Here is a 19,232-nt window from a genome sequence, read left to right on the forward strand (position 1 = left end):
GAACGGGGGAGGCGCCGCGGCCCGCGCGGCCCGTACAAAGCCCTGCATGACGACCACGGCACCCGCACGCCTCGCCACCGGCCGCCCTCCGCTCCCGCCCCGCCACTGGCTGCGCACCGGATGGGTCATGACCGCGTCGGGCTGGAGCGCCAACCAGTTCTCCGCCCTGCTCGGCGCCTACCACTCCGGCCCCGGTCTGACCGCGGCCACCACCAGCGCACTCTTCGGCGTCTACGTCCTCGGCCTGATCCCCGGTCTGCTCCTGGGCGGCCCGCTCGCCGACCGCCGCGGCCGCCGCCCCGTCGTGTTCAGCGCGCTCGCGATCTCCGCGCTGGCGACCGCGCTGCTGATGGCGGGCGCGACGGCCACCGGACTGCTGTGGCCCGGCCGCTTTCTGACCGGCATCGGCGCCGGTGCCCTGCTCAGCGCCGGCAGCGCCTGGATCAAGGAGCTGTCCTCACCGCCGTACGACACCGTCTCGGCGGCCGGTGCCGCGGCCCGCCGCTCGGGGCTCTTCCTCTCCGCGGGCTTCGCCACCGGCGGCCTGGCGGCGGCACTGACCGCCCAGTGGGCCCCCGCGCCCCTGATCACGGCCTACCTCCCGCACCTCGCCCTCTCCGCGGCCGCCGCCCTCCTCGCGGCCCGCACCCCGGAAACCGCCACCCCCGGCGGCCAGTTGACGGCCATCACGACGGCCGCGCCTGTCCCCGCGCCTGTCCCTGCCCCTGACACGGCCCCCGCCTTCCGCCGGCTGGTCGCCCCGGTCGCCCCCTGGGTGTTCGTCGCCCCCAGCATCGCCCTCGCCACCCTCCCCGGGCTCGTCGACGCCGGGCTCACCGGCTGGCAGACCGTGTACGCCGGCATCGTCACCGCGGTCACCCCCGGCACCGGCCTGCTCGTCGCCCCGCTCGCCCGCCGCCTCGCCGCCCGGCACCGCATCGCCACCGCCGTCGCCGGGCTCGCCGCCGTCATCCTCGGCCTGCTCCTCGCCGCCCTCGCCGTCGCCTGCGTACGGCCCGACGCCGCCCTGCTCGCCGCCGCCGTCCTCGGCGCCGGCTACGGCCTGTGTGTGGCGTACGGCCTGACCGAGGTCGCTGCCCTGGCACCCCCGGACCGACTGGCCCGCCTCACCGCACGCTTCTGGGCCCTGTGCTACCTGGGCTTCTGCACCCCGTACGCGATCACCCTGCTCACCGGCTGGTTCACCCCGGCCACGGTCCTGCTCGCGGCGGTCGTCCCGGCCGCGGCCACCCTCGCGCTGATCACCCACCGGGGCACCCGCCGCGGTACCCGCCGCCCCATCTGACGCCTGGCTCCGGGGCACACCCGGCCCCCGTCCGACACCTCCGGCGCGCGTAAGGGAGAATCGGTAGGACTCCTGGATCAACCTACGCGGAGGAAGCGTGCCCGGTTTTGTAGAAAAGCCTGAGCCGGTGGAGGTCCCCGGGCTCACCCATCTCCACACCGGCAAGGTGCGCGACCTCTACCGGAACGCCGCCGGTGACCTGGTCATGGTCGCCAGCGACCGGACCTCGGTCTACGACTGGGTGCTGCCCACCGAGATCCCGGACAAGGGCCGCGTCCTCACCCAGCTGTCCCTGTGGTGGTTCGATCAGCTCTCCGACCTGGTGCCCCACCACGTCCTCGCCACCGACGTCCCGGCCGGCGCCCCCGCCGACTGGGCGGGCCGCACCCTGGTCTGCAAGTCGCTGGACATGGTCCCCGTGGAGTGTGTGGCCCGCGGCTATCTCACCGGCTCCGGCCTCGCCGAATACCGGCAGACCCGTACGGTCTGCGGACTGGCCCTCCCCGAAGGCCTCGTCGACGGCTCCGAGCTCCCCGCGCCGATCTTCACCCCGGCCACCAAGGCCGCCGTCGGCGACCACGACGAGAACGTCTCCTACGAGGAGGTCGCCCACCAGGTCGGCACCGAGGTCGCCGCCCAGCTGCGGCAGACCACCCTCGCCGTCTACAGCCGGGCCCGCGACATCGCCCGCGAGCGCGGCATCATCCTGGCGGACACCAAGTTCGAGTTCGGCTTCGACGGCGAGCAGCTGACCCTGGCCGATGAGGTCCTGACGCCCGACTCCTCGCGCTTCTGGCCGGCCGATCTGTGGCAGCCGGGCCGCGCCCAGCCGTCCTTCGACAAGCAGTTCGTCCGTGACTGGCTGACCTCCCCCGCCGCGGCCTGGGACCGTACGGGCGAGGAGCCGCCGCCCGCCCTCCCGCACGAGATCGTCGAGAGCACCCGCGCCAAGTACATCGAGGCCTACCAGCGCCTCACGGGCCTCAGCTGGTCATAACGGAAAAGACCCCGGTCACCGACCGGGGTCTTTCCCTTATCTGAGCGGACGACGAGGCTCGAACTCGCGACCTCAACCTTGGCAAGGTTGCGCTCTACCAACTGAGCTACGTCCGCATGCTCCGCGCAAAGCTCCTGAAATCAGTCGCCGTCGCGCGGTGCGGGGTCCACTATAGCCAACCCCGCTCGCGGGCGATGCGCGCCGCCGCATGACGGTTCTCCGCGCCCAGCTTCGCGGTCGCCGACGAGAGATAGTTCCGCACCGTCCCCGGCGACAGCGACGCCCGCGCCGCGATCTCCGTGATGGGCGCCCCCGCCTCGGCGCATTCCAGTACCTCCGCCTCCCGGACCGTCAGCGGTGACTCCCCGGCGCTTATCGCGTCCGCCGCCAACTCCGGGTCCACATAACGGTTTCCGGTATGCACCGTGCGGATGATCTCCGCCAGCCGCTGCGCCGACACCGTCTTCGGCACAAAGCCCCGCACCCCCGCTTCCAGTGCCCGCTTCAGATGCCCCGGCCGGCCGTGACTCGTCACGATCATCGACCGGCACCCCGGCACCTCGTCCCGCAGCGATGTGGCCACCGCCACACCGTCCGCCCCCGGCATCTGCAGATCCAGCACCGCCACATCCGGCTCATGCGCCCGGGCCATCGCCCGCGCCTCCGGCCCCGTCGCCGCCTCCGCCACCACCTGCAGATCGTCCTCCAGCGACAACAGCGCCGCCAGAGCCCCACGGATCAGGTGCTCATCATCCGCGAGCAACACCCGGATCACCCCCTCATTCACCCCGCCACCCCGCCCCTCCACCCCATTGCGACCGCCCGCACCGACACTCCGCACCCCACCCCCGCTACCCACCCGCCGCCCCCACCGGGAGCTCGACCGTCAGCCGGAAGAAGCCGTTCGGGACCGGGCCCGACGTCAGGCTCCCGCCCAAGGGGCTGAGCCGTTCCCGCAGTCCCTTGAGGCCGCTGCCGGGGAGCGAGCCTGCCGCGGACCCGTCCGGCGGACTGGTGACACCGTCGTTCTCCATGGTCATCACCAGCACCGAGCGGTGCGGGTCGATCCGGGTCCGCACCGCACAGCGCCGCACTTCCACGGCGTGCCGCAGGACGTTCGTGGTGCCTTCGCGGACGACCCAGCCGAGCGCCGACTCCACCTCCGGCGGCAGCTGTGCCCCCTCCTCGCCCTCGATACGGCAGTCCACCCCCGCCGCCCGCAGGATGGAGCGGGCCCCCGCCAACTCCGCCTGCAGATCGGCCTTCCGGTAGCCGCGCACCACCTCCCGGACCTCCCGCTGTGACTCCTGGGCGATCCGCTGCACCTCCACCATCTGTTCCACGGCCTCCGGCCGCTCCCGTCGCGCCAGCTGGACCGCCAGCTCGCTCTTGAGCGCGATCACCGCCAGATTCCGGCCCATCACATCGTGCAGATCCCGGCCGAACCGCAGCCGCTCCTCGGCGACCGCGAGCCGCGTCTCGGTGCCGCGTGCCGCATCCAGCTTCCAGATCACACCGAGCAGCCAGCCCGTGGGCCGCGCCAGCACGAAGCTCCATATACCGGCGAAGAGCAACAGGCACGCCATGCCCAGCGAGCCCAGCCAGGAACCTGTGAGCGGGAAGAGCAAGGCCATGGACGCCGCCGCGCTGCCGGCCAGCGCGGCCAGGAACTTCCGCTTGGACACCACCAGGCTGTGGGCCATGAAGAACGGTGTCAGGGTCGCGCCGATCGCCAGCGCCACCGCACTCACACTGTCCTTGTCGGCAGCTCCCTCGACGGTCAGCAGCGTCCACAGCGCGATCTCGGCGACGAGGGCCAGCACCCCCGAGACGAACAGCAGGGTGCGGGGTGTCGCCCCCCGTTCCAGATAGCGGTTCAACGCGCGGTTCAACAGCGGTACGGCCAGCGCGCCCTGCGCCAGATTCAGCCCCATGGCGACACCGGCCAAGGTGACCGCCAAAGGGCTGCCCCCCGTCTGGCTCATCACAGGCGCCACCCCCATGAGCACGGGAAGCCAGGGGAGGAGGTACAGACTGCTGCGGAAGTAGGCATCGACCATGGCCATCTGACCCCGCCGCCGCCACATCGCCCGTAGCTTTTCGATCATGCGCTGCCCGCCCCCGTCGTTCCCGATCGCCCTGCACTGCTAGCGACGCGGCTCCCAGCGGAACCACCGCTGGACAGCAAACAACGCGAGCCCGGTCCAGGCCAAGCCGGTGATGACCTGCCCCAGCGTCTCCTTGAGGCCCCCGCCGCCGGTCCAGCCGGCCCGTATCAGCTCCATCGCCGGTGACAGCGGGAGCAGTTCGAGCACGGACGCCACCCGCTCCGGAAGGATGTCCAGGGGGACGACCATCCCGGACCCCGCCAGCGACAGCATCATGAAGGGGAGCACGGCAAGCTGAGCGGCCTCGGCCGACTTGGCGAGCACGGAGGATGCCGCGGCGAACCCCACGACCGCGGCCATGCCGAGCGCCACTCCTGCGATGAGGAGATGCGGCGCGGTGGGCAGACCGGCATCCAGCACCAGGCCGCCCAGGACCACCAGTAGGACACATTGCCCCAGTCCCAGCAGTACCGACGGGAGCGCGGTGCCGGTCAGTATTTCCAGGTCCCGCAGCTCACCGGTACGCAGTCGTTTGAGGACCAGTTCTTCACGCCGGGCGACATAGGAGCCGGTGAGGTTGGAGTACACGGCGAAGATCAGGACGTAACCGAGGGTCGCGGGGAGCAGCACCGTTTCGACCGACAGCCCGGTGCCGGACAGATTCATTCCACTGACCGCCCCTTTCATGGCGAATGCCAGGGCGACCGGGATGATCAACGCGGTCGTCAACGCGGTCTTGTTGCGGCCGAGAAGCGTCAACTCGGCCCGCCCCAGGGAGAGAAGACGCGCCGCGGCGCCGGTCCCCCCGGCCGTTCCGGCGCGCTCGGCGACGCCGGCTTCCCTCACGCTTGCACTCATGCGTTCTCCAGCCCCTTTGCGATGTGCAGAAATGCCTCTTCCAGGGATGCGGATCTGACGTCCAGATTCCCCAGCGCTATCCCCTTGTCCTGCGCCCAGAGCAGTACGCCGGTCGCGGCCCGCTGCAGCTCGTCCGTCCGCAGCCGGACCGTGCGCCCGTCCGTCTCGTGGCCGATGACGCCCAGTTCTCCCAGCGGCGGGAGATCGCCGAGATGGAATCCGGTGGGCAGCTCGAAGGAGATGTGCGAGGGGTGCGCGGCGACCACGTCCGCGACATGGCCCGCGGCCGCGATCCGCCCGCCGTGCATGATCGCCAGCCGGTCCGCCAGCTCCTCGGCTTCTTCGAGATAGTGCGTGGTCAGCACGATCGTGGTCCCGGAGTCCCGCAGCTCGCGGACCAACTCCCACGTGGCATGGCGCGCTTCGGTGTCCAGACCGGTCGTCGGCTCGTCCAGGAACAGCACCTCGGGCCTCCCCAGCAGCGCCAGTGCGAGATCCAGCCTCCGGCGCTCGCCGCCGGACAGCTGCTTCACCCGGACATCGCGGCGCCGCTCCAGCCCCACGGAGCCGAGGGCTTCGTCGACCGGACGCGCCCCGCTGGTGCACCCCGCCCACATGCGCACGGTCTCCGCGGGCGTCAGCTCGGAGGGGAAGCCGCCCTCCTGCAGCATGACGCCGACACGGGGCCGCACCTTGCGCCGCTCCCGGAAGGGGTCATGGCCAAGGACCCGGACGTGTCCGGCCGTGGGCAGGGCCAGGCCCTCCAGCAGTTCGAGAGTGGAGGTCTTGCCCGCGCCATTGGTCCCCAGCAGCGCGAACAGCTCCCCGCGCTCGACGGAGAAGTCGATACCGCGCACGGCCTCGAAGCTCCGCGGCCCGCTCGGCCCGCTCGGCCCGCTCGACTCCCCGCTGCGCCCGCCCCGTTCCCGCCGACCGTCCGTCCGCCGGCCGGCGATACCGTAACTCCTCCGCAGCCCGGTGACTTCGATCACACCGGCTCCGGAACCGGCGCTTCTGGCGCCGCCGCGGCCGACGCCCCCGATGGTTTTCTCCCCGATGTTCATGAGACCAGCGTTCCGCCGGATCAAGGTTCCGGGCAGTGCGGGCTGTCATCGCAGCTGATGACAAATGTCAGTTGCCAAGGCGCGGAGCAAGGGAAGGGGGATCGGCACGACGTGGCGCCACAAAAAGAAGGCCCCGGTCGCAATGACCGGGGCCTTCTTTATCTGAGCGGACGACGAGGCTCGAACTCGCGACCTCAACCTTGGCAAGGTTGCGCTCTACCAACTGAGCTACGTCCGCAGGCATCCACTCGGCTTTCACCGAGCGGCGCGACAGCTACTCTACCTGATCCTTTAGGAAGGTCGAGCAGTCAGAGCGGGTGACAGGGATTGCACACTGCGCCTCCCCCTTGGAAAGGGGGCGCTCTACTACTGAGCTACACCCGCGTGACTCCGTGAGGTCCGGCCTTTCGGCCTCGCCCCTCGGCGTGCTCCAGACTCTAGCTGATCAGTAGGGGTGCTGTGCAAGTCGGCTGCGCGCGGGCCGAGGGATGCCGGTAACTCGGTCAGTGATTGGCGGCGTTGAAGGCCTCGTAGACCTTCTTCGGGATCCGGCCGCGCGGGGGGACGTCCATCTGGTTGGAGCGGGCCCAGGCCCGGACGGCCGCGGGATCGGGGGTCACCGCGGTCCGGTGGTAGGCCTTGCCGGACTTGGCCCGCTTGCGGCCGGCCTCGACGAACGGAGCGAGGGCACCGCGCAGTTTCTTCGCATTGGCGGGATTGAGGTCGATCTCGTACGACTTCCCGTCCAATCCGAAGGCGACCGTCTCTGCGGCTTCTCCTCCGTCGATGTCATCGGAGAGCGTTACTACTACGCGCTGCGCCACGGATATCGGTCCTTTCGTGGAGCAACCCCTTGCTGACATGGGGTGATGCTCCGGATCCGGCTGATTGGGATCAATGCTTTTTCATTTGTACAGCGATGGGCATTGCATTGTGAAGCCCAGTTAATTTCGTCAGCGTGTCTTCCCGCAATCCGGACCCCGGATCTTTTCGAGGATTTTTCCTCCGGTGCACTCCTGCCGATACCGGACCGTGATCGGGTGCACTGTATATCTATGCGCGTAGATTTTCGAACACGGTACTGTGAGGACACCGCCTTACGCACCACACCACCGGGAGTGCCAGTGGCACGCGTCGTAGTCGACGTCATGCTCAAGCCGGAGATCCTCGACCCGCAGGGGCAGGCGGTGCAGCGCGCACTGCCACGCCTGGGCTTCGAGGGGATCGCCGACGTCCGTCAGGGCAAGCGTTTCGAACTTGAGGTGGAGGGTCCGGTCGACGAGGCCGCCCTCGCTCGCATCCATGAGATGGCCGAGACCTTCCTCGCAAACACCGTCATCGAAGACTTCACCGTGCGGGTCGACTCATGACCTCGCGGATCGGAGTCGTTACCTTCCCCGGCACGCTCGACGACCGCGATACCCAGCGCGCCGTCCGGGTGGCCGGCGCCGAAGCGGTGCCGCTGTGGCACCGCGACAAGGACCTCAAGCAGGTCGACGCCGTGGTGCTGCCCGGCGGCTTCTCGTACGGCGACTATCTGCGGGCCGGGGCCATCTCCCGTTTCTCGCCGCTGATGGAGACCGTTATCGAGCAGGCCAAGGCCGGTATGCCCGTCCTGGGTATCTGCAATGGCTTCCAGGTGCTCACCGAGAGCCACCTGCTGCCCGGCGCCATGCTGCGCAACAACCATCTGCACTTCATCTGCCGCGACCAGAAGCTGCGGGTGGAGAACGCGGAGACTTCCTGGACCGTGGACTACGAGTCCGGCCAGGAGATCAGCGTTCCGCTGAAGAACATCGACGGCCGGTACGTCGCCGACGAGCGCACGCTCGACATGCTCGAGGCCGAGGGCCGGGTCGCCTTCCGCTACCTGGACGGCAACCCCAACGGTTCGCTCCGCGATATCGCCGGCATCACCAATGAGGCGGGCAATGTCGTCGGCCTCATGCCGCACCCCGAGCACGCCGTGGAGCCGCTGATCGGTACGGGCCGTACCGACGGCCTCGGATTCTTCACCTCGATCCTGAAGAAGCTGGTCAACGCATGACTCTCGACACCGTCAAGCACGCAGCCGAGACGCCGGACACCGACCAGCCGTGGGCCGAACTCGGCCTGAAGCAGGACGAGTACCAGCGCATCCGGGAGATTCTCGGCCGCCGTCCCACCGGCGCCGAACTCGCCATGTATTCGGTCATGTGGTCCGAGCACTGCTCCTACAAGAGCAGCAAGGTCCATCTGAAGCAGTTCGGTGAGAAGGCCCCGGAGAACGACGCGCTGCTCGTCGGCATCGGCGAGAACGCCGGTGTCGTCGACGTCGGCCAGGGCTACGCCGTCACCTTCAAGGTGGAGTCCCACAACCACCCCTCGTACATCGAGCCCTACCAGGGCGCGGCCACCGGCGTCGGCGGCATCGTCCGCGACATCCTCGCCATGGGCGCCCGCCCCGTCGCCGTCGTCGACCCGCTGCGGTTCGGTGCCGCCGACCACCCCGACACCAAGCGCGTCCTGCCGGGCGTGGTGGCCGGAATCGGCGGCTACGGCAACTGCCTGGGGCTGCCCAACATCGGTGGCGAGGTCGTCTTCGACGCCTGCTACCAGGGCAACCCGCTGGTCAACGCCGGCTGTATCGGCGTCATGAAGCACGAGGACATCCACCTCGCCAAGGCGTCCGGCGCGGGCAACAAGGTCATCCTTTACGGCGCCCGCACCGGCGGCGACGGCATCGGCGGCGTCTCCGTGCTGGCCTCGGAGACCTTCGACGACTCCAAGCCCACCAAGCGCCCCGCCGTCCAGGTCGGTGACCCCTTCCAGGAGAAGCTGCTCATCGAGTGCACCCTGGAGATCTTCAAGGAAGACCTGGTCGACGGCATCCAGGACCTCGGCGGTGCCGGCCTGTCCTGCGCCACCAGCGAGCTGGCCTCGGCCGGCTCCGGCGGCATGCGCGTCGAGCTGGACACCGTGCCGCTGCGCGACTCCTCCCTCTCGCCCGAGGAAATCCTCATGAGCGAGTCCCAGGAGCGCATGTGCGCGATCGTCGAGCCCGGCAAGGTCGACCGCTTCCTGGAGATCTGCGAGAAGTGGGATGTCATCGCGACCGTCATCGGTGAGGTGACGGACGGCTCGCAGCTGGAGATCTTCTGGCACGGCGAGCAGATCGTGGACGTGCCGCCGCGCACCGTCGCCCACGAGGGCCCGGTCTACCAGCGCCCGTACGCGCGCCCCGACTGGCAGGACGCCCTCCAGGCCGACGACGCGGCCAAGCTGCCCCGCCCGGCGACCGCGGAGGAACTGCGGGCGCAGGTCCTGAAGCTGGTGGCCTCGCCCAACCAGGCATCCAAGGCGTGGATCACCGACCAGTACGACCGGTTCGTACAGGGCAACACCGTCCTCGCGCAGCCGGAGGACGCCGGTATGGTCCGCATCGACGAGGACAGCAACCTCGGTGTCGCGCTCGCGACCGACGGCAACGGGCGCTACGCCAAGCTCGACCCCTACGCGGGCGCGCAGCTGGCGCTGGCCGAGGCCTACCGCAATGTCGCCGCGTCCGGTGCCAAGCCGCTGGCGGTCTCCGACTGCCTGAACTTCGGTTCGCCCGAGGACCCGGCGGTGATGTGGCAGTTCGCCGAGGCCACCCGCGGTCTCGCCGACGCCTGCCAGACCCTGGGCACGCCCGTCACCGGCGGCAATGTCTCGCTCTACAACCAGACCGGCGAGGTGGCGATCCACCCGACCCCGGTCGTCGCGGTGCTCGGTGTCATCGACGATGTGAACCGCCGTACGCCGATCGCCTTCGCGGAGGAGGGCCAGCTGGTCTACCTCCTCGGAGACACCCGCGAGGAGCTCGGCGGTTCGGCGTGGTCGCAGGTCGTGCACGATCACCTCGGTGGTCTGCCGCCGAAGGTGGACCTGGAGCGCGAGCGGCTGCTGGCGGAGGTGCTGATCTCGGCCTCCCGTGACGGCATGATCGACGCCGCACACGACCTCTCCGACGGCGGTCTGATCCAGGCGCTGGTGGAGTCGTGCCTGCGCGGCGGCAAGGGCGCCCGCCTCGTCGTTCCCGACGGGCTGGACCCCTTCGTCCTGCTGTTCTCCGAGTCGGCGGGCCGTGCGGTCGTCGCCGTCCCGCGCAGCGAGGAGCTCCGCTTCACCGACATGTGCGGTGCTCGGGGCCTGCCGGCCACCCGGATCGGCGTGATCGACGGCGCGGAGATCGACGTCCAGGGGCAGTTCAGCATCCCGCTGAGCGAGCTGAAGGAGTCGCACGAGGCGACGATCCCGGGCCTGATCGCCTGAGGCCGGGCGGGCGGTGCACTCCGCCCCCGTATGACGGTCCGACGGCCCGTCCCCACCAGGGGGCGGGCCGTCGCCGCTTTTCCGTGCCGGACAACTTTCCGTACCGGGCAGCACGGTTGCCAGGAATTACGTAGTTACGTAATCTCTCATCATGGATCTCGAACAGCGGGTGTCCGAGCTGGAGCGACGCCTGGCGGCACTCGAGCAGGTCGCCGACCGGCCGGCACCCGCGCCCGAGCGCGATCCCGATGACGCGCTGTGGGCCCTGCGGGGCCTGAAGGACCAGCTCGCCGAGCTGGGCGCCGACAACGGCGGAGTGCTGTTCACCGGCGCGGTGCGGACTCCGGGCGGACAGCGCTACGAATGGCAGTACGGCCTGATCACCGACACCGTGCTGGAACGCGACTGGGCCGACGCCGCCGAGTCGTTCGCGGCGCTCGGCCAGCCCGTACGCCTGCGGCTGCTGCGCGAGATCCTCGGCGGTCGCTGCACCGCCGCCGAACTCACCGAGCTCGACGGCACGGGCACGACCGGCCAGATCTACCACCACCTGCGGCAGCTGACCGCCGCCGGCTGGCTGCGCACGGCCGCCCGCGGCCGTTACGAGGTACCCACCGACCGCGTCGTACCGCTGCTGGTGATGCTGACCGCCGCCGGGCCCTGACACCCGGCCGAGCCGACCCCAGGGGGAAACACATGCCGTCCACGTCCGCACGGAAGCTCTCCGCATTCGCCGCCCGCCTCTGCCTGCTGACCTTCATCGGGATGGTCGTCACGAACGTCTTCGTCGACTACTTCGCGTACTGGCTGACCTGGATTCCGCTCGTCCTGTGGCTGCTGATCGGATTCGGCGTCAACCGACGGAGGTCCGGCACGAAGGCCGCGGGCGTCACCGGGTCCGCTCCCGAGCCGGTGGTGACCGCCGCGCCGGTCACCGGCCGCTGGAAGGCGCAGAACAGTCCCGCCGACAAGGTCCCCAGCCACGGCACCCGGGCCTACGGGCAGGCGTACGCCATCGACATCGTGGCCGAGCCCGAGCCCGGCGCCCGGCCCGGCTTCGGCTGGTGGCCCCTCGCCCGGGGCAATGCGGACTTCCCGGCCTTCGGCGCGCCCCTGTTCGCTGTCGCCGACGCCACCGTCGTCCGCACCGACGACCGCCAGCGCGACCACCTCAGCCGCACGTCATGGCCCGCGGTCGTCTACTTCTTCCTCGTCGAGGGAATCGGCCGCACCCTGGGCGGCGCCCGGCGGATCATCGGCAACCACGTGATCCTCGACCTGGGCGGCGGCACCTACGCGCTCTACGCCCATGTCCGCCGTGGCTCGCTCACCGTCCGCCCGGGGGACCGGGTCCGGGCCGGGCAGCAGCTCGGTCAGTGCGGCAACTCCGGCAACAGCACCGAACCGCACGTCCACTTCCAGCTGATGGACGCCGTCGACTGCAAAACCGCCGACGGGCTCCCCTTCACCTGGCAGGACATCGGCGTCCCGGCCAACGGCGAGATCTTCGAGGCGGCCCCGGCGGCGGTGGCGGAAACCGAGGGCACTGTCAGTGGTCCCGCATAGGCTGATCCACATGCCACCCGCCGCCCGGAAGCCGCGCGCCCGTCAGTACGACCCGAAGAAGACCCGCGCCGCCGTCGCGGCCCAGCTCGACCATGTCCGGGACGCCGTACGCGCTCTCACGCCCGAGCAGCTCGCGCTGCCGACCCGCCTCGGCGACTGGACGGTGCGGGAGCTGGTGGCGCATCTGGCCATGGCGGTGGGCGCGGTGGCGCGCAGCCTCGCGCAGCCGGCACCGCCGCGGCCGGAGGCCACCCTGCTGGAGTGGCCGTCCGCGTCCGCCCCGCTCGCCTCCTCGGTCGACGAGCGCAGCCGCGCCCTGGCCGCCGCCCACGAGCCCGTGGACCTGCTGGAGCGCACCGCGGCGGAGTACACCGAGGTCGTCGGGCCGGAGCCCGATGACCGGGTGATGGTCGTCGTCCCCGGCGCGATGCGGCTGTCCGACTTCCTGGTCACCCGCTGCCTCGAACTCGTCGTGCACACCGACGATCTCGCGGCGGCGACCGGCCAGGAGATCCCGTACGACCGCCAGGCACTAGCCAATACGACCCGGCTGCTGGCCGATGTGCTGGCCGCCCGCGCGCCGGGAGGCTCGGTCGAGGTCCGGGTGCCGCCGTTCGCCGTGGTGCAGTGCGTCGAGGGGCCGAAGCACACCCGCGGCACCCCGCCGAATGTCGTCGAGACCGACCCGCTGACCTGGATACGGCTGGCCACCGGCCGTACCACCTGGGCCGAGGCGGTGGACGCGGCGCGCGTCAGCGCCGGCGGTGAGAGGGCCGACATCGGCGGGTATCTGCCCGTCATGAGCTGATCCGGCCGTGCCGGTCCGAGCCGGGCCCGGCGGCGGACGGTGCACGTCGCGTATCTCACACGGACGGGGAGGACACCGCGAGCGGCAAACCCGGGGGAAGTGACGCCATGGCCGCACAACGGGCGACCGCGGTGAAGCGAGAAGCGGAGCGCCGCAATCCGCTCAGCGGTGAAGAAAACGCAGTTCAGCGCGGCGGCCGGGGCGGCACTCGGCCCGGGAGCGGCGAGGTCCCGGCCGGCCGGCCACCGGCCCGACGATCGTGGCCACGTCAAACTCACACCGGCCGCATTCATGCACTTCTCCAGTTGCGCGGCCATCCCCGGTTCGGATGAATGCGCGACCTGCCCTAGACTCGGTGCCGTGCCACGTGGTGACGGACGACTCAGCCACGACCTGCTCCCCGGTGAGAAGGGCCCCCAGGACGCTTGCGGCGTCTTCGGTGTCTGGGCTCCGGGTGAAGAGGTCGCCAAACTCACCTATTTCGGGCTGTATGCGCTGCAGCACCGTGGACAGGAGTCCGCGGGCATCGCGGTGAGCAACGGCTCCCAGATCCTCGTCTTCAAGGACATGGGCCTGGTTTCCCAGGTCTTCGACGAGACTTCGCTCGGTTCCCTCCAGGGCCATATCGCCGTGGGCCATGCCCGCTACTCCACCACCGGTGCCTCGGTGTGGGAGAACGCCCAGCCGACCTTCCGTGCGACCGCGCACGGCTCGATCGCGCTCGGCCACAACGGCAACCTGGTCAACACCGCCGAGCTGGCGGATCTGGTCGCCGCCCTGCCCCGCGAGGGCGGCCGCGCGACCCAGGTCGCGGCCACCAACGACACCGACCTGGTGACGGCCCTGCTGGCCGGCCAGGTCGACGAGGACGGCAAGCCGCTGACCGTCGAGGAGGCCGCACCGCGCGTCCTGCCGAAGGTCAAGGGCGCCTTCTCGCTCTGCTTCATGGACGAGCACACGCTCTATGCCGCCCGCGACCCGCAGGGCATCCGCCCGCTGGTCCTCGGCCGCCTGGAGCGCGGCTGGGTGGTGGCCTCCGAGACCGCCGCCCTCGACATCTGCGGCGCCAGCTTCATCCGGGAGATCGAGCCCGGCGAGATGGTCGCCATCGACGAGGACGGTCTGCGCAGCAGCCGCTTCGCCGAGGCCCGCCCCAAGGGCTGTGTCTTCGAGTACGTCTACCTGGCCCGCCCGGACACCGACATCGCCGGCCGCAATGTGTACCTCTCCCGTGTGGAGATGGGCCGCAAGCTGGCCGCCGAGGCGCCGGCCGACGCGGACCTGGTGATAGCGACCCCGGAGTCCGGCACCCCCGCCGCCGTCGGCTACGCCGAGGCCAGCGGTATCCCCTACGGCTCCGGCCTGGTCAAGAACTCCTACGTCGGCCGGACCTTCATCCAGCCCTCGCAGACCATCCGCCAGCTCGGTATCCGACTCAAGCTCAACCCGCTCAAGGAAGTCATCCGCGGCAAGCGCCTGGTGGTCGTCGACGACTCGATCGTCCGCGGCAACACCCAGCGCGCCCTCGTCCGGATGCTGCGCGAGGCCGGCGCCGCCGAGGTCCACATCCGGATCTCGTCCCCGCCGATCAAGTGGCCGTGCTTCTTCGGCATCGACTTCGCCACCCGCGCGGAGCTGATCGCCAACGGGCTGAGCGTGGAGGAGATCGGCAAGTCGCTGGGCGCCGATTCGCTCGCGTACATCTCCATCGACGGCATGATCGAGGCGACCACGATCGCCAAGCCGAATCTGTGCCGTGCCTGCTTCGACGGTGAGTACCCGATGGAGCTGCCCGACCCGGAGCTGCTGGGCAAGCACCTCCTGGAGTCGGAGACCGCGGCTCCGGCGAAGTCCGACGTGGACGGCGTCCAGACGCTCACGGCCGGGGTCGGCGGCGCCGACGCGCTGCGCCGCCCGTAGAGCTCGTACACACACGACACGAAAGTTCTCAGCCATGCCCGAGACCACTGGTGCCAGCTACGCGAGTGCGGGCGTCGACATCGAAGCCGGCGACCGCGCCGTGGACCTGATGAAGGAGTGGGTGAAGAAGGCCACCCGCCCCGAGGTCGTCGGCGGGCTCGGCGGCTTCGCCGGCCTCTTCGACGCCTCGGCGCTGAAGCGGTACGAGCGCCCGCTGCTGGCCTCCGCCACCGACGGCGTCGGTACGAAGGTCGACATCGCCCGCAAGATGGGCGTCTACGACAGCATCGGCCACGACCTCGTCGGCATGGTCGTCGACGACCTGGTCGTCTGCGGTGCCGAACCGCTGTTCATGACCGACTACATCTGCGTGGGCAAGGTCTACCCGGAGCGGGTCGCCGCGATCGTCAAGGGCATCGCCGAGGGCTGTGTGCTGGCCGGCTGCGCACTGGTCGGCGGCGAGACCGCGGAGCACCCGGGGCTGCTGGGCGCGGACGAGTTCGATGTCGCCGGTGCCGGTACGGGCGTCGTCGAGGCGGACCGGGTACTGGGCGCGGATCGTATCCGTACGGGTGACGCGGTGATCGCCATGGCGTCCTCCGGCCTTCACTCGAACGGGTACTCGCTGGTCCGTCATGTGCTGTTCGACCGGGCGGGGATGGCCCTGGACCGGGAGATCCCGGAGTTCGGCCGCACGCTGGGCGAGGAGCTCCTGGAGCCCACCAAGATCTACTCGCTGGACTGCCTGGCACTGACCCGTACGACCGAGGTGCACGCCTTCTCGCACATCACCGGCGGCGGTCTGGCCAACAACCTCGCCCGGGTGATCCCGGACGGTCTGCACGCCACGGTCGACCGTGCCACCTGGACGCCCGGCCCGGTCTTCGACCTGGTCGGCTCGGCCGGCTCGGTCGAGCGCCTGGAGCTGGAGAAGACCCTGAACATGGGCGTCGGCATGATCGCCGTGGTCCCGCAGGGATCGGTGGAGGCCGCCCTGACCACGCTCGCCGACCGCGGTGTGGACGCCTGGGTCAGCGGCGAGATCACCGAGCGCGGTGACCACGCAGAGGCAGTGACCCTGACCGGTGACTACGCGAGCTGACCGGCCGAGTCCGCCCCATGGCCCGGTCCGGGCCATGGGAGGTGCGGCCCTCGTCGGCAGCCGTCGGCGCGGCGGCCGCACCAACGGTCATCCGGACAGCTATCTGGGCAGCACAGAACCCGGTCCGGGCAATGCCCAGGACCGGGTCCGTGATGCTGTTATGGGTGCCGCGAGCGCACAGCGTGGTCAAGCGCGACGACGCTGGTCCGACGAGTCGCCCTCGTCCTCTTCGTCGTCGTCGCTGTTGTACAGATCTGCGTACCGTGCGTACGGGTCGTCGTCCTCGTCCTCCTCGAACGGCTCTGCGTTCGGAGGCTGCTGGTTCGACGGTGATGCACCCAGCTCGTCGGCCAGTCGTGAGAGATCCGTCCCACCGCTGCTGTACTTCAGCTGGCGGGCGACCTTTGTCTGCTTGGCCTTGGCCCGGCCGCGCCCCATGGGTCGACCCCCTCAATGACGGGGCTCGATGGCCCCAGAGTCTTGACACGCGTTCATGGATCAGAGCGGGCTCTCGACAGAGAGACCGGCCCGTAGGGCTTTAACGGTACCTGCTTCCGCGGCCATACGGTACGTCGCCCGCATCACCCGCCGCTCGGCACGACCTGCAAGGTGCCCCGTCCCCGCTGGTCAACTGCGATTTTAACCTGTCCTGTACGGCGACCCGCCGACGGGTGGTGAGGGATGTCTCCCTGATCACCCGTGGCGGGCCGCACAAGCAGCTGTTTCCGGCCGACAAGGCCGCATTTCCGGCCTCGGTCAGGTGTGCCGGGCCTCCGCCATGCGCTGCTCGGCCAGGCGGTCGGCGGCCGCGGCGGGCGGAATGCCGTCGGCCTTCGCACGAGCGAATATCGCCAGTGTGGTGTCGAAGATCTTCGCCGCCTTGGTCTTGCAGCGGTCGAAGTCGAAGCCGTGCAGCTCGTCGGCCACCTGGATGACACCGCCGGCGTTCACGACGTAATCGGGGGCGTAGAGGATGCCGCGGTCGGACAGATCCTTCTCGATGCCGGGGTGGGCGAGCTGGTTGTTGGCCGCGCCGCACACCACCTTCGCGGTCAGCACCGGCACCGACTCATCGCTCAGCGCACCGCCCAGCGCACACGGCGCGTAGACGTCCAGGCCCTCGGTGCGGATCAGCGCCTCGGTGTCCGCGACCGCGGTGACCTGCGGGAACTTGGCGCGGACCCGGTCCACCGACTCGGCGCGGACATCCGTGATCACGACCTCGGCGCCGTCCTGGAGGAGATGCTCGACGAGGAGGTGGCCGACCTTGCCGACGCCCGCGATGCCCACCTTGCGGCCGCGCAGCGTCGGGTCGCCCCAGGCGTGCTGGGCCGAGGCGCGCATGCCCTGGAAGACGCCGTAGGCAGTCAGGACGGAGGAGTCGCCGGCGCCGCCGTTGTCGGGGGAGCGGCCGGTGGTCCACTTGTTCGTACGGGCGACGACGTCCATGTCGGCGACGTAGGTACCGACGTCGCACGCGGTGACATAGCGGCCCCCGAGGGAGGCCACGAACCGGCCGTAGGCGAGCAGGAGTTCCTCGGTCTTGATCAGATCGGGGTCACCGATGATCACGGCCTTACCGCCGCCGTGGTCCAGCCCGGCGAGGGCGTTCTTGTAGGACATGCCGCGCGACAGGTTCAGGGCGTCCAGCACGGCCTCCTCCTCGGAGGCGTAGGCATGGAAGCGGGTACCGCCGAGAGCGGGGCCCAGGGCGGTGCTGTGGATGGCGATCACAGCCTTCAGGCCGCTGGCACGGTCCTGGCAGAGAACGACCTGCTCATGGCCACCCTGCTCCGATCGGAACAGAGTGTGCAGAACGCCGCCGTCGGTGCCGGCGGAGGCCGGACGTACGTCAGTCACTGTGGTGACTCCCATAAGTCGCGAAGGATGCCCTCCGACGGGTGGGGAGGGCCGGTTGAAAAGAGCGTAAGACCTGCGGGGCGGGTTGATCGGTCAGGTGCCGAGGATCACCCTCTCCCGGGGGACGGGCATGGGACGATCTGGTCGTATCGCAGGCCGGCGGGGGCCCTCGGGATCTCCCGGCGGCGGACTTCCCTTTGAAGGAGCGGGCGTGGCCCTGGCGTCGTCGGTGAAGGTCCCGTACATGGCATATCTACGGGTCTACGAGCCGCTGGCTGCGTTCCCCGAGCCGGAGCGCACCCACTGGGCGCGCTATGCCAAGCGGGCGAAGACCCCTACCGCCCAGGACGAGCAGCGCCGGGCGCTGGCGGATCTGCTGCCGACCCCTCCGGTGCCGGTGCCGGTCCACGAGAGCGCGGACGCCTTCATCGCCGTCGTGAACGAGGTGACCTGCGTCTGTCCCTGGCGCACCCGGCTGCGCGGCTGGCAGGCCCTGGAGACGCTGGACGAGCTGCTGCCGGCCTCGGTGCTGGATGCGGCGCTGCCCCCGGTGGTGCGTCGGCAGGCGGCCACCGACTACGAGCAGTGGCGGGAGCGCAACCCGGACGCCAGACCCTGGATCCGCGGGGCGGCCTGGCACGTCCCGGTCCGCTGGTTCGTGCTGTTCTCCGACGGCGAGCGGGAGTACACGAAGGGTGACCAGGGGCCGGTGCTGCGTTACCGGACGCCGATGGTGCAGGCGCGGCGGCGGGTCGCCCGTGGATTGCGCACCCTGCGGGACGCCCTGGAAGAGGGGCCCTTGATCGACGGCCTGGTAGATGTGGGGCGCTGGCTCGAGGAATTCCATCCGCGTTCGCTCGTGGAGCTGGATTACGGAGGGCTGGTGCACGCGGTGCCCGAGGGGCAGCTCGCCGAGGACCGTTCCGCCGCCGAGGTGGCGGAGGGCCTGGCGGCGCTGCGCGAGGGGGACGGCGAGCGGGCCGGAGTCGCGTACGAGAAGCTTTCCGAGCGGTGGCGTGCGGTGCGGGAACGACAGTTCTCCAGCTGAGGCGCCGGTGCGGTGCCGAAGGTTTGTGGTGCGGAAGCGCTGCGTTCGCTTTTCGGTGGTTGGACGGTAAAGGACGTAGGTCCTGATCCGGGCGATTGCCTCAAGCGTGACCTAAAGCACTGACTTCGGGTCTTGCTCCCAAGCCATACCCTCGTGCCAAAATAGGACAAGGAGCCCGACCTGGGCTCCTTCCGTCCAACTAAGGGCGGATAGATCGGTATTGCGCTCCTTGAGGGGTCTGTGGCGGCTGATCACGTTGTGACTGATCGTCACGGACGGGTGACTGTCCGCTATGGCACGGT

Annotated in this window: 18 protein-coding genes and 3 tRNA genes; 11 read left to right on the forward strand and 10 right to left on the reverse strand. The window is 70.1% G+C overall.

Features of this window, described 5'->3' with window-relative positions; all coding sequences use genetic code 11:
* Positions 1 to 46: 46 nt before the first annotated feature.
* Both STRNI_RS22850 and STRNI_RS22855 read left to right on the forward strand, forming a co-directional pair.
* The gene (locus STRNI_RS22850; RefSeq protein WP_277411927.1) at positions 47 to 1,306 is read left to right on the forward strand and encodes an MFS transporter; all 1,260 of its coding nucleotides are present in this window, start codon (positions 47 to 49) and stop codon (positions 1,304 to 1,306) included.
* A 97-nt stretch (positions 1,307 to 1,403) separates the two neighbouring features.
* Entirely contained in the window at positions 1,404 to 2,303 is a 900-nt protein-coding gene (locus tag STRNI_RS22855) for a phosphoribosylaminoimidazolesuccinocarboxamide synthase (protein ID WP_277411928.1), read from the forward strand.
* A gap of 43 nt (positions 2,304 to 2,346) precedes the next feature.
* On the opposite strand, the gene STRNI_RS22860 is transcribed toward STRNI_RS22855, so the two are convergent.
* From STRNI_RS22860 to STRNI_RS22895, 8 genes are all read right to left on the reverse strand, one after another.
* A tRNA-Gly gene (locus STRNI_RS22860) sits at positions 2,347 to 2,419 on the reverse strand.
* Between the two features lie 53 nt (positions 2,420 to 2,472).
* Positions 2,473 to 3,075: a response regulator transcription factor gene (locus STRNI_RS22865; RefSeq protein WP_026170166.1), complete on the reverse strand. Its 603-nt coding sequence runs from the start codon at positions 3,073 to 3,075 to the stop codon at positions 2,473 to 2,475.
* A gap of 79 nt (positions 3,076 to 3,154) precedes the next feature.
* Positions 3,155 to 4,411 carry a sensor histidine kinase gene (locus STRNI_RS22870; protein ID WP_277411929.1) on the reverse strand — a complete coding sequence of 419 codons (1,257 nt, stop codon included), beginning with the start codon at positions 4,409 to 4,411 and terminating at the stop codon, positions 3,155 to 3,157.
* A gap of 39 nt (positions 4,412 to 4,450) precedes the next feature.
* Complete coding sequence (locus tag STRNI_RS22875; RefSeq protein WP_262371176.1) at positions 4,451 to 5,269, reverse strand: ABC transporter permease; 819 nt, start codon at positions 5,267 to 5,269, stop codon at positions 4,451 to 4,453.
* Positions 5,266 to 6,333, reverse strand: a complete 1,068-nt coding sequence (locus tag STRNI_RS22880; RefSeq protein ID WP_277411930.1) for an ABC transporter ATP-binding protein — start codon at positions 6,331 to 6,333, stop codon at positions 5,266 to 5,268. Before STRNI_RS22880 ends, STRNI_RS22875 begins: the two co-directional genes overlap by 4 nt.
* A gap of 165 nt (positions 6,334 to 6,498) precedes the next feature.
* Positions 6,499 to 6,571 (reverse strand) — tRNA-Gly (locus STRNI_RS22885).
* A gap of 74 nt (positions 6,572 to 6,645) precedes the next feature.
* Positions 6,646 to 6,717, reverse strand: a tRNA-Gly gene (locus STRNI_RS22890).
* 119 nt (positions 6,718 to 6,836) lie between these two features.
* Positions 6,837 to 7,157: a histone-like nucleoid-structuring protein Lsr2 gene (locus STRNI_RS22895; protein WP_026170169.1), complete on the reverse strand. Its 321-nt coding sequence runs from the start codon at positions 7,155 to 7,157 to the stop codon at positions 6,837 to 6,839.
* 300 nt (positions 7,158 to 7,457) lie between these two features.
* On the opposite strand from STRNI_RS22895, the gene purS reads away from it, so the two are divergent.
* The 8 genes from purS (at position 7,458) to purM (ending at position 16,022) form a co-directional block, all read left to right on the forward strand.
* Positions 7,458 to 7,703 (forward strand): phosphoribosylformylglycinamidine synthase subunit PurS, encoded by a 246-nt coding sequence (gene purS / locus STRNI_RS22900; protein WP_042151546.1) that lies wholly within the window; start codon positions 7,458 to 7,460, stop codon positions 7,701 to 7,703.
* Complete coding sequence (gene purQ, locus STRNI_RS22905) at positions 7,700 to 8,380, forward strand: phosphoribosylformylglycinamidine synthase subunit PurQ (protein WP_018092650.1); 681 nt, start codon at positions 7,700 to 7,702, stop codon at positions 8,378 to 8,380. Before purS ends, purQ begins: the two co-directional genes overlap by 4 nt.
* On the forward strand, positions 8,377 to 10,626 hold the full coding sequence (gene purL / locus STRNI_RS22910; protein ID WP_018092651.1) for a phosphoribosylformylglycinamidine synthase subunit PurL: 2,250 nt from the start codon (positions 8,377 to 8,379) through the stop codon (positions 10,624 to 10,626). Before purQ ends, purL begins: the two co-directional genes overlap by 4 nt.
* A 151-nt stretch (positions 10,627 to 10,777) precedes the next feature.
* Positions 10,778 to 11,290 (forward strand): ArsR/SmtB family transcription factor, encoded by a 513-nt coding sequence (locus STRNI_RS22915; RefSeq protein ID WP_159487621.1) that lies wholly within the window; start codon positions 10,778 to 10,780, stop codon positions 11,288 to 11,290.
* Positions 11,291 to 11,322: 32 nt separating this feature from the next.
* A complete protein-coding gene (locus tag STRNI_RS22920; RefSeq protein ID WP_159487623.1) occupies positions 11,323 to 12,192 on the forward strand; it encodes a M23 family metallopeptidase in 870 nt (289 codons plus the stop codon).
* A gap of 10 nt (positions 12,193 to 12,202) precedes the next feature.
* Positions 12,203 to 13,000, forward strand: coding sequence for a maleylpyruvate isomerase family mycothiol-dependent enzyme (locus STRNI_RS22925; RefSeq protein ID WP_266438122.1), 798 nt, complete (start codon positions 12,203 to 12,205; stop codon positions 12,998 to 13,000).
* 360 nt (positions 13,001 to 13,360) lie between these two features.
* Positions 13,361 to 14,920, forward strand: a complete 1,560-nt coding sequence (gene purF, locus STRNI_RS22930) for an amidophosphoribosyltransferase (RefSeq protein ID WP_018092655.1) — start codon at positions 13,361 to 13,363, stop codon at positions 14,918 to 14,920.
* Positions 14,921 to 14,954: 34 nt separating this feature from the next.
* A complete protein-coding gene (gene purM / locus STRNI_RS22935) occupies positions 14,955 to 16,022 on the forward strand; it encodes a phosphoribosylformylglycinamidine cyclo-ligase (protein ID WP_109890760.1) in 1,068 nt (355 codons plus the stop codon).
* 186 nt (positions 16,023 to 16,208) lie between these two features.
* On the opposite strand, the gene STRNI_RS22940 is transcribed toward purM, so the two are convergent.
* Positions 16,209 to 16,460: a DUF3073 domain-containing protein gene (locus STRNI_RS22940; protein ID WP_018092657.1), complete on the reverse strand. Its 252-nt coding sequence runs from the start codon at positions 16,458 to 16,460 to the stop codon at positions 16,209 to 16,211.
* A 318-nt stretch (positions 16,461 to 16,778) separates the two neighbouring features.
* The gene (locus tag STRNI_RS22945) at positions 16,779 to 17,897 is read right to left on the reverse strand and encodes a Leu/Phe/Val dehydrogenase (RefSeq protein ID WP_026170170.1); all 1,119 of its coding nucleotides are present in this window, start codon (positions 17,895 to 17,897) and stop codon (positions 16,779 to 16,781) included.
* A gap of 196 nt (positions 17,898 to 18,093) precedes the next feature.
* On the opposite strand from STRNI_RS22945, the gene STRNI_RS22950 reads away from it, so the two are divergent.
* Complete coding sequence (locus STRNI_RS22950; RefSeq protein WP_018092659.1) at positions 18,094 to 18,930, forward strand: DUF8083 family protein; 837 nt, start codon at positions 18,094 to 18,096, stop codon at positions 18,928 to 18,930.
* Positions 18,931 to 19,232: the final 302 nt, after the last annotated feature.

Origin of the sequence: Streptomyces nigrescens, from assembly GCF_027626975.1 — a bacterium.
GTDB lineage: Bacteria > Actinomycetota > Actinomycetes > Streptomycetales > Streptomycetaceae > Streptomyces > Streptomyces nigrescens.

What these genes read in the sequence shown, in the direction of transcription:
- STRNI_RS22880 (WP_277411930.1), bottom strand. Translation starts at nt 6,333, where the DNA reads ATGAACATCGGGGAGAAAACCATCGGGGGCGTCGGCCGCGGCGGCGCC.
- STRNI_RS22940 (WP_018092657.1), bottom strand. Translation starts at nt 16,460, where the DNA reads ATGGGGCGCGGCCGGGCCAAGGCCAAGCAGACAAAGGTCGCCCGCCAG.
- STRNI_RS22870 (WP_277411929.1), bottom strand. Translation starts at nt 4,411, where the DNA reads ATGATCGAAAAGCTACGGGCGATGTGGCGGCGGCGGGGTCAGATGGCC.
- STRNI_RS22945 (WP_026170170.1), bottom strand. Translation starts at nt 17,897, where the DNA reads ATGGGAGTCACCACAGTGACTGACGTACGTCCGGCCTCCGCCGGCACC.
- purM (WP_109890760.1), top strand. Translation starts at nt 14,955, where the DNA reads ATGCCCGAGACCACTGGTGCCAGCTACGCGAGTGCGGGCGTCGACATC.
- purL (WP_018092651.1), top strand. Translation starts at nt 8,377, where the DNA reads ATGACTCTCGACACCGTCAAGCACGCAGCCGAGACGCCGGACACCGAC.
- STRNI_RS22850 (WP_277411927.1), top strand. Translation starts at nt 47, where the DNA reads ATGACGACCACGGCACCCGCACGCCTCGCCACCGGCCGCCCTCCGCTC.
- STRNI_RS22875 (WP_262371176.1), bottom strand. Translation starts at nt 5,269, where the DNA reads ATGAGTGCAAGCGTGAGGGAAGCCGGCGTCGCCGAGCGCGCCGGAACG.
- STRNI_RS22920 (WP_159487623.1), top strand. Translation starts at nt 11,323, where the DNA reads ATGCCGTCCACGTCCGCACGGAAGCTCTCCGCATTCGCCGCCCGCCTC.
- purQ (WP_018092650.1), top strand. Translation starts at nt 7,700, where the DNA reads ATGACCTCGCGGATCGGAGTCGTTACCTTCCCCGGCACGCTCGACGAC.
- STRNI_RS22925 (WP_266438122.1), top strand. Translation starts at nt 12,203, where the DNA reads ATGCCACCCGCCGCCCGGAAGCCGCGCGCCCGTCAGTACGACCCGAAG.
- STRNI_RS22915 (WP_159487621.1), top strand. Translation starts at nt 10,778, where the DNA reads ATGGATCTCGAACAGCGGGTGTCCGAGCTGGAGCGACGCCTGGCGGCA.